11 protein-coding genes are annotated in these 14,300 nt (G+C 42.6%); 10 read left to right on the top strand and 1 reads right to left on the bottom strand.

The window, feature by feature from the left end:
- The first annotated feature begins 195 nt into the window (after positions 1 to 195).
- The 5 genes from U5K72_12100 (at position 196) to U5K72_12080 (ending at position 5,059) form a co-directional block, all read left to right on the top strand.
- Positions 196 to 1,512, top strand: a complete 1,317-nt coding sequence (locus U5K72_12100; protein ID MDZ7719550.1) for an amidohydrolase family protein — start codon at positions 196 to 198, stop codon at positions 1,510 to 1,512.
- Entirely contained in the window at positions 1,502 to 3,016 is a 1,515-nt protein-coding gene (locus U5K72_12095; protein MDZ7719549.1) for an amidohydrolase, read from the top strand. The genes U5K72_12100 and U5K72_12095 overlap by 11 nt, the downstream gene beginning before the upstream one ends.
- A gap of 8 nt (positions 3,017 to 3,024) precedes the next feature.
- Positions 3,025 to 4,338 carry an amidohydrolase family protein gene (locus U5K72_12090; protein MDZ7719548.1) on the top strand — a complete coding sequence of 438 codons (1,314 nt, stop codon included), beginning with the start codon at positions 3,025 to 3,027 and terminating at the stop codon, positions 4,336 to 4,338.
- 185 nt (positions 4,339 to 4,523) lie between these two features.
- The gene (locus tag U5K72_12085) at positions 4,524 to 4,760 is read left to right on the top strand and encodes a hypothetical protein (protein MDZ7719547.1); all 237 of its coding nucleotides are present in this window, start codon (positions 4,524 to 4,526) and stop codon (positions 4,758 to 4,760) included.
- Positions 4,751 to 5,059: a type II toxin-antitoxin system RelE/ParE family toxin gene (locus U5K72_12080; protein MDZ7719546.1), complete on the top strand. Its 309-nt coding sequence runs from the start codon at positions 4,751 to 4,753 to the stop codon at positions 5,057 to 5,059. Before U5K72_12085 ends, U5K72_12080 begins: the two co-directional genes overlap by 10 nt.
- A gap of 181 nt (positions 5,060 to 5,240) precedes the next feature.
- Here U5K72_12080 and U5K72_12075 read toward each other — a convergent pair whose 3' ends face one another.
- Positions 5,241 to 6,491: a DUF819 family protein gene (locus U5K72_12075; protein MDZ7719545.1), complete on the bottom strand. Its 1,251-nt coding sequence runs from the start codon at positions 6,489 to 6,491 to the stop codon at positions 5,241 to 5,243.
- Between the two features lie 289 nt (positions 6,492 to 6,780).
- Here U5K72_12075 and U5K72_12070 point away from each other — a divergent pair, with 289 nt between their 5' ends.
- The 5 genes from U5K72_12070 to U5K72_12050 all read left to right on the top strand — a co-directional run bounded on the left by U5K72_12070 (position 6,781) and on the right by U5K72_12050 (position 14,282).
- Complete coding sequence (locus U5K72_12070) at positions 6,781 to 8,148, top strand: acyclic terpene utilization AtuA family protein (GenBank protein MDZ7719544.1); 1,368 nt, start codon at positions 6,781 to 6,783, stop codon at positions 8,146 to 8,148.
- Positions 8,149 to 8,301: 153 nt separating this feature from the next.
- Positions 8,302 to 9,330 (top strand): FAD-dependent oxidoreductase, encoded by a 1,029-nt coding sequence (locus tag U5K72_12065; GenBank protein ID MDZ7719543.1) that lies wholly within the window; start codon positions 8,302 to 8,304, stop codon positions 9,328 to 9,330.
- 66 nt (positions 9,331 to 9,396) lie between these two features.
- Positions 9,397 to 11,199 carry an ABC transporter ATP-binding protein gene (locus tag U5K72_12060; GenBank protein ID MDZ7719542.1) on the top strand — a complete coding sequence of 601 codons (1,803 nt, stop codon included), beginning with the start codon at positions 9,397 to 9,399 and terminating at the stop codon, positions 11,197 to 11,199.
- A 64-nt stretch (positions 11,200 to 11,263) separates the two neighbouring features.
- Complete coding sequence (gene rnz / locus U5K72_12055; GenBank protein ID MDZ7719541.1) at positions 11,264 to 12,481, top strand: ribonuclease Z; 1,218 nt, start codon at positions 11,264 to 11,266, stop codon at positions 12,479 to 12,481.
- A gap of 13 nt (positions 12,482 to 12,494) precedes the next feature.
- Complete coding sequence (locus tag U5K72_12050) at positions 12,495 to 14,282, top strand: ABC transporter ATP-binding protein (protein ID MDZ7719540.1); 1,788 nt, start codon at positions 12,495 to 12,497, stop codon at positions 14,280 to 14,282.
- The last annotated feature ends 18 nt before the right edge of the window (positions 14,283 to 14,300 follow it).

The following is a 14,300-nucleotide window of genomic DNA, read 5'->3' as shown; positions in this document are numbered from 1 at the left end:
GGAGACATGGTATTTTTTCTTGTCAGTAAGAAACTTTGTATGGGTTTTTGTTGAAGTACTTAAAAAGAATGTTGAATCAGCACGAAAAATACCATGTCTTGTACGATACCCTTTACAACCTTTATCCGATTTTACCTTGACCCTCTGCAAATCTTTTCATAATTCAAGCCAAACTTTAAACTGTAATTCATTACTATGAAAAACATCTACTACCTGTCGGTGGCACTTGTTTTGAGTTGTTTTTTGCTACCGAATTCACTTCTTGCACAAAGCCCGCCGGCTTACGCATTGGAAAATGTAACGATTCATCACAGTGATGGCTCAATTATTGAGTCCGGTATAATTATCTGGCGAGACGGCGTGATTGAGGCCGTTGGTTCAGACGCTGAAATTCCGTTTGATGCTTATTCCGTAATCGATGGTGGCGATTCCCTCCACGTTTATCCCGGTTTTATTGATGGGCTTGGTACTTGGGGAAGTCCCGAGCCGCCGGAAAACCCCAAGCAACCGGACGATCCCGGAAATCCTGGCTATGATCGTGCGGGAATTCAACCCGACCGATCTGCAAATGATCACCTGGATGCGTCCGGCAATACAATCACAGATGTGATGAAAACCGGAATCACGACTGCCAATCTTGGTTTGAAAGGATATATGCTCGCCGGGCAGCCTGATCTTTATTTTTTGAACGGTGAAGAGACTCCTGATTATCTCTTTAAAGAAGCAACCGGTTACCAGTTTGCTTTTGAAGGAGCGCCGGGAGGATGGACAAGTCGTGCGTATCCATCAACCACGATGGGCGTGATGGCGCAGTTTCGACAGTTGATGTACGATGCTCAAGCGCTTCAGGATCACATGCAGTATTTCGCTGATGCAGACGGATCCATTCAACCCCCGAAAAGAGACGAAGTCATTGAGTCATTATTTCCAGTACTAAATGGCGATGCAAAACTATTTGCCAATGTAAATACGCCAGAGAATTTTGAACGATTAATGATTCTGGACGAAGAATTTGATCTGGATTTTATTTTGGTTTCGGGAAAGTCAATTCAATATAGATCATCAGAATTAAGTGAGATCGGCATACCGGTATTGGCTTCCATCGAACTTCCTGAAAAACCTGATTGGATGAAGGATGATGAAAAATCTGAAGAGCTCGAATCAGAGGAAGAACGATATCGAGAGCGACAGACGGAAGCGTATCAGGCCGCGGCCGAAAATATCCGAACGCTTCTTGATGAAGGAGTAAAAGTTGGTTTTGCAAGTATTGGCCTGGAGGCTGATAAATTGCACGAACATCTGCGAGGACTCAGAGAGGAGGGAGGTCTCAGTGATGATGAAATTTTACAGCTTCTCACGGTTAACACAGCAGAAATTTTGGACAGCGGCCAAACGCTTGGACAGTTGAAAGCAGGATTCAACGCAAGTTTTGCTGTATTTAATTCTCCTTTTTTGGAGGAGAAAGCAGCCGTGAAAATGGTCATCTCAAACGGAGAGATTCATGAATTTTAAAGAGAACTTTTTATCAGAAAAAATGAACAGAAGGAAATCGAATCTTTGGAGAACGATGAAATCAGTGATCGGACTTTTCGGTTTGATGATGGTTTTTATCAGTAGTCAATTTGACCTGGCTCTTGCTCAGGAAACTGGTTCAGTTCTAATCGAAAATGGAACGGTTCTCACCATCACCGGTGAGAACCTGGAGAATACCGATGTGCTGGTTGAGAATGGAATCATCACAGAAATCGGGGAAAATATAGATGCTCCGCAACGCATCGACCGAATTGATGCAACCGGAAAATACGTGATGCCCGGAATTATTGATGCACATTCTCATCTGAATGGTGTAGATATCAATGAGGCAACGTCTCCCGCAACACCCCAGGTTACAATGAAGGAATCGATCGATCCAAATGATGTGGGAATTTATGCGGCGTTAGCTGGTGGAGTTACATCCATCAACCTAATGCATGGTTCTGCAAATGTGATTGGCGGACGAAATGCAACGCTGAAATTACGGTACGGACAAGATCAGCATGGATTGATTTTTGAGGATGCACCACAGACCGTAAAATTTGCGTTGGGTGAAAACCCGATGCGGGTTCATGGAGAAAGTTCAGGAATTCATCCAAGTACCCGAATGGGAGTGGAAATGGTGATTCGTGAATATTTTGACGCGGCTATCGACTACCGAAGGAATCGAACGGAATATCTCGAAGCCAAAGAGGAGTATGATCATACGGGTGAAGGAACGCCTCCCATACCCGTAGCAAAAAATCTCCGCCTGGAAGTGATTGCGGATATCATTGAGGGAAATATTCTCGTGCACTGTCACTCGTACCGTGCAGATGAGATCCTGATGCTGGTTCAAATTTTTGAAGATTACGGTATTGAAAATTATACATTCCAGCATGCCAATGAAGCTTTTAAAGTGGCTCCAGAGCTGGCCGAACATGGCGCATATGCATCTGTTTTCTCGGATTGGTGGGCATACAAGTTTGAAGTGTATTACAGTACAGCGTACAACGCATCAATCCTGAATGAAAATGGTGTGGTAACCAGCATTAACTCAGACAGTAACGAGCTCATCCGCCATCTGAACCACGAAGCAGCCAAGACCATTCGGTATGGAAATACAACAGAAAGCGATGCGCTGAAAATGATCACTATTAACCCGGCTATTCAGCTTGGAATTGATGAGCACGTAGGATCCATCGAGGTAGGAAAACATGCTGATATTTCAATTTGGAATGGCCATCCGCTGAGTATTTATAGCGTGAATGAAATGACGCTTATCGATGGTGTGGTTTACTTCGACCGTGAAAATGATGCCGATGATATGAGATTGGATCGGGCCATCAGCCCTACAGAAAATTACGAAGATACTCAATCCAGAGCATACCAGAATTCCCACGGAAGAGAAGCTGACGCATGCATGCAAGATGTATTTATGCTTTTCGATTCGCAGGAAAACCGGCAGTCTCTTCACCAGGAATTTCACAATCAAATTAAATAACCAGTACCATGAAAAAAGCAATTCTATTAACGTTTTTTATGATATGTATGGGCGCCCAGTTGCTCTTCGCCCAGATCACAGAGAAGCCGAGATTCGGAAAGTTTGCGATAACGAATGGTACAATCCACACCGTAACCAAAGGAACCATTAAAGGCGGCATCGTTTTGATTGAGAATCATACGATCACATTTGTTGGTGATAATGCAAAAATCCCAAGTGATTACGAAGTAATCAATGCATCCGGCAAGCATGTATACCCCGGATTTTTTGATGCTAACACTCGCCTTGGCCTCGAGGAGGTTTCTTCCGTTTCATTAACTCAAGATTATGCTGAAGTCGGTGATTTTAATCCACATATGAAAGCCTTTACGGCCGTCAACCCAAATTCGGTATCTATTCCTGTAACCCGGGTGAATGGAATCACGAATGTAGTCTCCATTCCATCATCTGGTGTCATTGCAGGAAAAGCGGTGTTACTTGATCTGTGGGGATACACTCCCGATGATATGGCGGTCAAAGAGTCGGCGGGACTTCATATTGAGTGGCCAAATGCAATGAGAGGCGGCTCATGGGATGATCGACCGGATGAAGAAGTTCAGAAAGAGTACGAAAAAGACCTGAAAGAACTGAATGATTTCTGGAAACAAGCCGAGTTTTATGATGAGATGATGAAGCAGTACGAGCTTGATCCCGAAGGCCGATCGCAGCCGGATAAAAACATCAAAATGGAAGCGATGCGAGAAGTTGTAGCGGGAGATGTTCCGGTTATCATTTCTGTGAACCGTGAGAAGAACATCAAAAATGCACTGGATTGGGCGAACGAAAAGGAAGACTTGAACGTCATTTTTGCCGGAGTTGCTGAAGGATGGCGGATGGCTGATGAACTGGCTGAAGCAGAGATTCCGGTGATCGCATCGAGTCTGTATACTACTACACGTGATTATGATAATTACCAGCGTCCCTATCAGAATGCCGGTTTAATGGCAGAAGCCGGAGTGAAAGTGATGATCTCAACCGGTGAAGGTGTGGAAAATGTACGAAATGTTGGATTCCACGCAGGATATGCCGCCACTTATGGAATGGGCAAAGAGGAGGCATTGAAAGCGGTGACCATCAATCCGGCAGAAGCGTTTGGAGTTGATGATCAACTCGGCAGTATTGAACAGGGAAAAAAAGCTAATCTGTTTATTTCTGATGGAGATCCGTTCGAGCCAACGACACACATCGAACATGTCTTCATCAACGGATACAAAATTCCAATGACCAGCCGCCACGATCAGCTTTATGAACAGTTTTTAAATCGGGATGCGGTGAATCGGTAAGTTAGAATTGAGACATGGTATTTTTTCTTGTCAGCAAGAAATTCTTCGTTGGTTTTTGATGAAGTGCTAACAAAGAGTGATGAATCATCACGAAAAATACCATGTCTATTTGCCTCAACGATAAATATTTGAAGAATGAGTCCGTTTTGTTATAATACCAAAACGTCATTAATAAAAATTCAGTTATGACTACTGAAGAAAAAAAAGAGAAATTGCTGAATAAAATTCAACAGATTGATGACTCCGATCTGATTCAACATTTGTTGCAATTCATTGATGCTGAAATGGAGCGAAAGAAAGGAGAGCCCTATCCATTAACCGAAATGGAAAAAGATGCTATTAAAGTTGCAGAAAGGGACGTTGAAAGAGATAATTTGATGAGTGAAAAAGAAGCCAATGAAAAAATTAAAGAATGGCTTTAACAGTAGTTTGGACAAAAACTGCGCAATTTGATAGAGAGAAAGTTTTTGAATTTTGGAATGAGCACAACGGTTCAAGGGAATATTCCAAAAAGCTAAATCAGCAAATCCAAAAGAAGGTTGAACTGACGAAATATTACCCCGAAGCTGGATTATCTACTGATTCAAAACCGATTCGATTCCATTTAATAGACAAGCATTTCAAACTTTTTTACAGAGCTGATTCTGAAAGAATTATAATTCTTCGATTTTGGGACACTCGGCAGGATCCTGATTCGTTGAATATTCAAAATTTTGTTTAAGGAGTTGTGATTTGAGACAGGGTATTTTTTGATAGCATGAAATTCTCTGCTGGTTTTTGATGAAGTGCTCACAAAGCCTGTTGAATCAAAACGAAAAATACCATGTCTTTTATTGGCTGAAATGCTGCCTAAAGAGAAAGTACCCGTCTGACCGCTTGGAGCGGTCTGACGGGTTTGTATTTCAACTCACCGCCTGCATTAACAATGCACAAACGTAGGCTGCATACGTTCCGAGAGCATATCCCAAGACAGCAAGTAAAACACCAACGGGTGCAAGTGCCGGGTGAAACGCTGAGGCAACAATTGGCGCAGACGCTGCTCCACCAATATTTGCCTGGCTTCCCACAGCCGTAAAGAAGAAAGGGGCTTTAATCAGTTTCCCAACAGAGAGAAGCAGGATAATGTGAATTAAAATCCAGACGGCTCCCACGATAAAAAATCCGGGCGCATCAAGCATGGAGGAGATATCCATCTTCATGCCGATGGTCATCACCAAAATATAGATAAAGATACTGCCGATTTTGGATGCTCCGGCACCTTCCAGCTTGCGAACTTTGGTGAAGGATGCAATGAGTCCGCCGGTTGTGGCAACCACAATAATCCAAAAGAAAGCGGAGTCAAGACTGAATTGCTTGAGCAGAGGGGCATTTTCAGAAATCCAGGGTGCAATGGTATCACCGGCCAGATGACCTAAAGCCGTAATGACAAACGCCACGGCTCCAAGTTTCACCAGGTCCAAAAAAGTGGGTACGCGGGCAATACTCTCACGATACGCCTCGATATTGTCTTTGAGTTCTGTAATAGCTGATGAATCCGCTTTAAACCATCCATCTACCCGGTCTGACATCCCGGCGCCGTAGAGCAAAAATGCCATCCAGATGTTAGCAACAATAATATCAACCGTAACCATAGCTCCGAACAGTTCATCACTTGGATCAAATACTTCATACATTGCAGCCTGGTTGGCACCGCCGCCGATCCAGCTTCCGGCCACGGTTGAGAGTCCTCGCCAAACCGCTTCAGGTCCGGCTCCGCCAACTACTTCAGGATTGAAAAATCCGACAATAATAATGGCGAGTGGGCCACCAATGAGGATTCCAACGGTTCCCGTGACAAACATGATGATGGCTTTTGGCCCCAAATTCAGAATTCCTTTAAAGTCGATGCTAAGAGTCAAAAGAACCAAACAGGCGGGAAGTAAATATCTTGAAGCTACGAAGTATAGGTTGGAATCCGCTTCGTTTACTATGCCAAATGTTGTGAGAAGTGAGGGGATAAAATAACAGAGCAGCAATGCCGGGACAAATGTGTAAAATTTTTGCCAAAATGGGTGTTTGCTGTTTGAGGTGATAAAAATGGCGGCGAGAATAGCCATGAGAATTCCAAAAATAACAGCATCGTTAGCAATAAGTGCGGCAACGGGAAATAGCATTGAAGATATTCGTTATTTTATGATTGAACTGGCGGAAAATGAATATAAATCAGATAAAATTCATGTTAATATGAAATATTTGTTATCAGTTGATTGTAGTGAGCCAAAAATGTTTATTCTCTACTGATGCAAGTTTGTAACTTGTACATCTACACCGCACAAGTTACAAACTTGCGCGAGCACTAAATGGAGCAATAGCTTCCGGATGTGCGTTCCGAAGGAGGACCTTCGGAACGAGTAAAGAGCGATGAACTACAAACAACGAGCCACGAAAAACAAAAAAATAAGTATGAAAGAAAAGATCAAAATTGCATCTGGACAGGGTTTTTGGGGTGATCTGCCGAATGCCCCCATCGATCAGGTAAAAAATGGAGAGATTGATTACCTGGTGATGGATTACCTGGCAGAGGTAACTATGTCTATCATGCAAAAACAGCGTATGAGAAATGAGAAGTATGGATATGCACGTGATTTTGTGGATGTCATTGAGGCGACTTTACAAGAGATTAAACATAATGGAGTGAAAGTGATCTCCAATGCCGGCGGGGTGAATCCGGTGGCGTGCAAAGATGCAATTCTTGAAGTTGCAGATAAAGCCGGGATTCGTGGTTTAAAGGTTGCTGTTGTGGATGGGGATGACATCCTGCCAAATTTGGAAGAGTTCATTGAAGCCGGTCATGAATTGAAAAACATGGAGACCGGTGAATCGATCGTGACAATAAAAAATGATCTGCTGAGTGCAAATGTTTATTTCGGATGCCGACCGATTGTAGAAGCTCTTGAAAAAGGAGCAGATATTGTGATTACAGGCCGGGTTACGGATACGGGGCTCACACTTGCTCCGATGGTATATGAATTCGATTGGGATTATGAGAATTACGATCTAATGGCAGCAGGAACCATTGCCGGACATATTATTGAGTGCGGTGCGCAGGTTAGCGGTGGTAATTTTACCGATTGGAAAACTGTTGAGGATTTTGTGAATATTGGATTTCCAATAATCGAGGCGATTCCGGACGGGTCATTTTATGTGACCAAACATGAAGGAACAGGAGGACTCATATCTGAGATGACGGTGAAAGAACAGCTCCTGTATGAAATAGGAGATCCAAAAGAATATATAACTCCCGATTGCATTGCCGATTTTACCAGTGTTCGTATCAAACAGGATGAAAAGGACCGGGTAAAAGTTTGGGGAATTCAGGGGCAGCCCGATACGCCCACCTATAAAATATCAGCAAGTTATTACGATGGTTATAAACTCTCCTCAACGCTGGTTTACAGTTGGCCGGATGCGTTGAAGAAAGCGAAAAGAGCAGGTGATATTTTATTGAGGCGGGCAGAAAATCTTGGAATCACATTCAGAGAAACCAATGTTGAATTTGTCGGTGTAAACGCATGTAATGAAGACGCGTCTGAGTTGAAAAAAGATCAAAGTGATTTAAATGAAGTACAGTTGAGAATTTCGGTGCATGGTGATTCAAAGGATGACCTGGATCGATTTGGGAAAGAAATTGCTCCCCTGATTTTAACCGGTCCGAGTGGTGTAACGGGATTTGCCGGAGGGCGACCAAAAGCGAGCGAAGTGGTTGCTTACTGGCCGGCTCTGCTCGATAAAAAAGCGGTTCAACCCAACGTGAATTTGTACGAAGTGTAGTGGTTCTGTAAACAGATTTAAAAAATAAAAAAGGGATTCGATCTATTCGTGCGTATCAAAATGGAAAAAAACAAGAAGTAGAGTGAATCATTCATTAACTTCTGCACCACAGTATTAAATCTAATTTCATCCAAAAAGAATTTAGCATAGAGTATGGTTATTGGAATAATTGGAGCAGGACTTTCCGGTTTGACAGCCGGCAGAATTTTAGCCAGGGCGGGACACGAAGTTACAGTATTTGAAAAGAGCAGGGGATATGGCGGGCGTATGGCAACCCGCTATGCCGGTAAAGAGAACTCCTCAAAAATGGATCATGGGCTCTCCTATTTTGGTGTAAAATCGAACGAATTTCGTGAGTTTACTGCAGAACTGCTGGACCAGGGTTTGATTCAAACCTGGGGCGATAATTTTGCAGCTTATGATGGCGAAAAATTCCTTGAATCAGCCCCAAATCAATCCAGCGAGGCGCTCTACACCTCCACTGGAGGAATGAATAAAATTGGCAAATACCTGGCCCGATGGGTGGATATTCGCACAGAAACGAAAGTGGGCGGACTCACATATTTTGGAACCAATCGTTCAAAAAAACGTTCCTGGATGATGAACCTGACATCCAGCAATACTTTCGAAGCCGATGCTGTGATTATAGCCCTTCCCGCACCGCAGGCGTATGGAATAATCTCATCAACCATCGATGAAACCAATACTCTGAAGATTGTCCGACAGATTGATGAAGTTTCGTACCAACCGGCATTTTCTTTGATGGCGGGTTATGGAAGTGAGGAAGCACCCGATTGGGAAGGAGTAATCTGCAGAAACAGTCCGCTGGAGTTTATATCCAACGAAAGTTTGAAACGAGATACGCAGGAAACCTCATTTGTGCTTCAAACGTCCGGTGGCTTTACAAAGGAATACAGAGATAGTGATGAAGACACAATAAGCAAAAAAATGCTGGGCGAATTTGCCGAGATTGCCGGAGGTTGGGCTGCCTCTCCCGAATGGCAGCAACTACATTTCTGGCGTTATAGTCGTGCTCAAAAAGTAATAAACAGTCCCTACCTGGAGCTGGAAGATGAGGATGCACCCCTGGCGCTAACAGGTGATTACCTGAACGGAAATACAGTGGATGACTCTTATCGATCCGGGTATATGTTAGCCAATGACTGGGTGAAAAAATTCTGAATGAAATCTTAATCAGGTTCGTTGAAAAATATCAAAGTGAGAAGAGGCTCGTAAACTACCTTCGATTTGGACTCCTTTAAAAAACTTAACCGGTATTTAAAAAAGTATAAATGGATTCTCCTTCTTGGAGCACTCTTTCTAACCGGATCTAATTTCTTTCTAATCTGGATACCGGTACTTATACGTCGGACAATGGATGAAGTCGAGTTGTTGGGAGAAGAATACTCGGCTGAGTATGATTCCATGATGGAAATTCTTTTTTCAAGCGAAGCAGGTGAAATTCTTGCTTATAATTCTTTATTGCTGGTAGGTACTGTTCTGCTCTACGGCATTCTTCTTTTCGCCACCCGGCAAACTCTCATTGTAAGCTCAAGAAAAATTGAGTTTGATATTCGGAATAAGGTGATGGATAAGTTACTTGAGCTTCCGCAACGTTATTTTGCTACAAATACATCAGGTGAAACTTACACCCGGGCTACAGAAGATGTTGCACGGGTTCGTGAGTATTTTGGACCCGTTCTGATGTATACCATCAACACTTTTACAAGAGCTGGATTTATTATCGCAATGATGATTATTGTAAACCCCACGCTAACGTTTTGGGCACTGTTACCGCTGCCATTTCTTTCAGCTTTTGCTTACTGGGTGAGCGGATATATCAATAAATACCAGGTAATCATTCAGGAACAATATTCCAGAATTGCAGGCAAAGCAAATGAGGCGTTCAACAGTATCCGGCTTATTAAAGCCTACAACCGCCAGGAATACGAGCAAGAGAAGTTTGAAAAAGAAAGTGATGATTATCGCGTAAAGAAACTTCGTCTCGATCTTGTAGAATCACTATTTCATCCCACACTTAATTTGTTAATTGGTCTGTCCGTTGTAATTGTGGTTTGGAAAGGTGGTATAATGGTGATAGACGATGCCATTACCATCGGTAACATTGCGGAGTTTGTGATTTATGTTGCGTATTTAACCTGGCCGGTTGCTGCGTTGGGATATACCGTAAATACACTTCAAAAATCTCTGGCTTCCTGGGAGAGAATCAATAATATGCTATCAGAACCGATTGAAATACTGGACAAAGATGAATCTCCGAAGAGAACAATAGGAGAAGTTAACGGTGAGATAGAGTTCAGGAATGTGAGTTTTAAATATCCCGGAACTGATGAATACGCAATTAAGGATGTAAGTATGAAAATTCCGGCTGGAAGTAATGTTGCTATTGTAGGACGAACCGGTGCAGGTAAAACAACACTTGTAAATTTAATTCCCAGGTTGTTTGATCCAACCGAGGGAGAGATTCTCATAGACGGGGTAAATATAAAAGAGTGGAGGCTTCGGGATTTGAGAGATCTGATCGGGTATGTTCCCCAGGAAACATTTTTATTTTCAACAACGGTGAAAGAAAATATAGCTTTCGGTGTTGAAGATGCATCGATGAAACAGATTGAAGAAGCGGCAGATAGTGCAGAAGTATTGCAGAATATTTTGGATTTTGAGAAAAAATTTGAGACACTTGTTGGAGAAAGAGGTATTACTCTTTCAGGGGGTCAAAAACAGAGGACGGCAATAGCCAGGGCTATTATAAAAAAACCCGGCATAGTTATTTTCGACGATTCGCTCAGTGCCGTTGATACAAAAACAGAAGATGCCATATTGGAGCATTTGAGGGTGGAGCTGTCACACGTAACAACAATTATGATATCACATAGAATTTCTACTGTTAAAAACGCCGATACAATTTTTTATATTCAAGATGGTTCAATTATTGAAGCCGGTACTCATGATGAATTAATAGATGGCGAAGGACGTTACTCTGATATGTACCGCAAGCAACTTCTTGAACAAGAATTGGCTCAAATATAAAACACAAAAACGGGGACCTTTTGTTTGAACGGCAAAAGCCCATAAAACATACGGGAGATAAACAATGATTATTGTACCCTTAGGTGTTGCATCTGCAACGCCCACTGCAACCAGACACTTACCATCCGTTGCACTTTGGAGAGAAGGAGATGTACATCTTTTCGACTGTGGTGAAAGCGCTCAAATGAGGATGTTACAGGCCGGGCTCAAACGGTCGAAGATTGAAAATATCTTCATTTCCCATTTCGATATGGATCACTACTCCGGAATGTTAGGACTTCTTTCTACTCTGCAGTTACAACGGCGGGAAAAATCACTCAATATCATAGGTCCGAAAGGAATTAAAGATTATGTTGAGTGGAACCTGAATTTCGCAAATGTTCACCTAAATTTTGACATTAACTTTGTTGAAGTTGAGGAAGATTTTGAGGAAGAACGGGTGGTAGATGAAGATGAATATTATGTAGAAGCCCGACCGCTAAACCATACCACTTTTTGTATTGGCTACCGGTTCCAGGAAAAAGACAGGCCCGGAAAAGTGGATGCTGAAAAAGCTGAAGCGATGGGAATTAGTGAAGATGCACAATATAAAGCTCTCAAAGCCGGCGAAGATGTAGAACTGGAAGACGGCACCATAGTGAAGTCCTACGATATTGTAGGTCACCCACGCCCCGGTGATAGCTTTGCCTATGTGACGGATACGAAATATCATCCCAATGCTGTGGAATTGGCTAAGAATACGAATATCCTTTATCACGAAGCAACATTCAGTGAGTCATTGGCTGAAAAAGCTGCCGAAACGGGGCATTCAACGTCAGCAGATGCAGCTCGGGTAGCTAATGAAGCTCAGACAAAACTTTTGGTTATCGGCCATTTTTCAGCCCGGTATACCAATCCGTTTGTCCTGTTACGTGAAGCACGCGATAAATTCTTTCCAGCCTGGCTTGCTACTGAATTACGGCCTATCTACACCAATCCTTCGCAAGAAAAAGGCATTGTGCAACAGAAGGTCTATATCAAAGAAGCGAACAGCAGTTCGGGCGGTGGTAAGAAGAGTAAGAAACGCAGCCGCAAATCTGATAAAAGTAAGAAGCGATTCAGAAAGCGCAAGAGTTCTTCCTCCGACAGGAAAAGACGAAGTAAAAGCAGCAGTTCCTCGAGCGAACGAAAGCGTAAACGGCCAGACCGAAAGAGAAATGATAATGATGAAAATCAAGGCTCATCAAGGCCGCCAAAGCACATTACGCCGCGAACTCCATTCGATAATTTTGACCGTTTCTAATTAGTAGTGTGTTTTGAGATCTAAACGTGAAACTGAAGCCGTCGACTCTGTATTGATTCGGCGGCTTTATTACTTTTTTAAACCTTACCGTTGGTGGGCAGTGTTTGCCATTGCGCTTACACTTACAGCCTCATACCTGGGAACGGTACGTCCGAAGTTAACCCAGATTGCTGTCGATGATTATATTGTTGACGGTGATATTGAAGGGTTGATGTGGATTATAACATTATTGGTGTTAGCCCTGGTAGGCGAATTTTTAGTACTCATCATCAACACCTACGTTACAAGATGGTTTGGGCAGGGAGTTCTGTTTAATATTCGGAACGCTGTATTTGAAAAAATTCAATCTCTCCACGTTCAGTTTTTCGACAAAAATCCCATCGGCCGGTTGATTACTCGTACTACAAGTGATATTGAAGCTCTGAGTGAGCTTCTCTCTGATGGGATTGTAAATATGGTGGGGGATCTGTTTCGGATATTCTTCATTCTTTTCTTTATGCTCAGTATGAGTTGGGAACTGACCGTTGTTTCCATACTTGTACTCCCGATGCTGTTTTATGCAACGTTTTGGTTTAAAGGGAAGGTTCGTATCGCGTTCCTCGAAGTTCGGGACCAGATTGCCAGGCTGAATTCCTTTGTGCAGGAGCACATTAATGGGATGTCCGTGGTTCAGCTTTTTAACCGTGAAGAAAAAGAGAAAGAGAAGTTTGTAGATATCAATGCGGACCACCGAAAAGCCCACATCAAAACCATATTTTATTTTTCCATATTCTGGCCGCTGGTTGAAGTGTTTGCAAGCCTTGCGATGGCATTGGTGGTTTGGTACGGCGGTGGACGCGCGCTGATGGGAGATGTTACATTCGGTGTGCTCCTGGCTTTTATCCAATACGTTCGACAATTCTTCAATCCCATTCGCGGACTTTCGGAAAAATATAATACACTTCAATCCGCACTGGCTTCATCCGAACGCATTTTCGATGTATTAGATACGCCCAAAAAAGTGAAAGACAGCTCAAAGAGTAAATCTCTGAAGAATGCTAAAGGAGAAATCGAGTTTGAGAATGTGTCTTTCCGGTATAATGCAGATGAAGAGCTTATTATTGATAATGTATCATTCGATGTGCAACCCGGTGAGTTGCTTGCAGTTGTGGGCGCAACGGGTGCCGGAAAAACAACACTGATTAATCTCTTATTACGATTTTATGATATCCAGGAAGGTAAAATATTGCTCGATGGAACAAATATTAAGAATGTATCTTTGAAAGAGTTGCGTTCACAATTTGCCCTGGTACTCCAGGATAATGCTCTATTTTCAGGTACTGTTTTAGAAAATATTACCCTTGGGCACAAAGATATAACGCGGAAACAGGTGATTGAAGCTGCTAAAGCTGTGGAAGCTCACCAGTTTATAAAAAAATTACCGGGTACTTATGATTTTGTACTTCAGGAACGGGGAGCATCGTTATCAATGGGACAGCGGCAATTAATTTGTTTTGTAAGGGCTATGGTTTATGATCCAAAAATTTTAATTTTAGATGAGGCGACATCGAGTGTTGATTCCGAAACGGAAGAACTTGTTTCGCTTGCCTGCAAGAAGATGATGCAGGGGCGAACGTCCATTGTTATTGCTCACCGGTTGTCAACCATTCAGGGTGCAGATAAAATATTGGTGATGCATAAAGGACAGATCCGTGAAACCGGTACACACCAGGAATTGGTGCAAAAAGATGGTGGAATTTATCGAAAATTATACGAGTTACAATACAGAGACCAAGCTGTAAATTCAAAAACAATTGCTTGAACGCAATAATTAAAAAAA

The sequence above is a fragment of the Balneolaceae bacterium genome (assembly GCA_034521495.1).
Taxonomy (GTDB): domain Bacteria; phylum Bacteroidota; class Rhodothermia; order Balneolales; family Balneolaceae; genus Rhodohalobacter.
Note: the sequence above shows the minus strand (reverse complement) of the source record. Positions and strands in the feature narration are given on the sequence as shown.

Excerpts from the sequence above, each read along its gene's own strand:
- U5K72_12080 (MDZ7719546.1), top strand. The coding sequence starts at position 4,751 with ATGGCTTTAACAGTAGTTTGGACAAAAACTGCGCAATTTGATAGAGAG.
- U5K72_12070 (MDZ7719544.1), top strand. The coding sequence starts at position 6,781 with ATGAAAGAAAAGATCAAAATTGCATCTGGACAGGGTTTTTGGGGTGAT.
- U5K72_12090 (MDZ7719548.1), top strand. The coding sequence starts at position 3,025 with ATGAAAAAAGCAATTCTATTAACGTTTTTTATGATATGTATGGGCGCC.
- U5K72_12095 (MDZ7719549.1), top strand. The coding sequence starts at position 1,502 with ATGAATTTTAAAGAGAACTTTTTATCAGAAAAAATGAACAGAAGGAAA.
- U5K72_12085 (MDZ7719547.1), top strand. The coding sequence starts at position 4,524 with ATGACTACTGAAGAAAAAAAAGAGAAATTGCTGAATAAAATTCAACAG.
- U5K72_12065 (MDZ7719543.1), top strand. The coding sequence starts at position 8,302 with ATGGTTATTGGAATAATTGGAGCAGGACTTTCCGGTTTGACAGCCGGC.
- U5K72_12075 (MDZ7719545.1), bottom strand. The coding sequence starts at position 6,491 with ATGCTATTTCCCGTTGCCGCACTTATTGCTAACGATGCTGTTATTTTT.
- rnz (MDZ7719541.1), top strand. The coding sequence starts at position 11,264 with ATGATTATTGTACCCTTAGGTGTTGCATCTGCAACGCCCACTGCAACC.
- U5K72_12100 (MDZ7719550.1), top strand. The coding sequence starts at position 196 with ATGAAAAACATCTACTACCTGTCGGTGGCACTTGTTTTGAGTTGTTTT.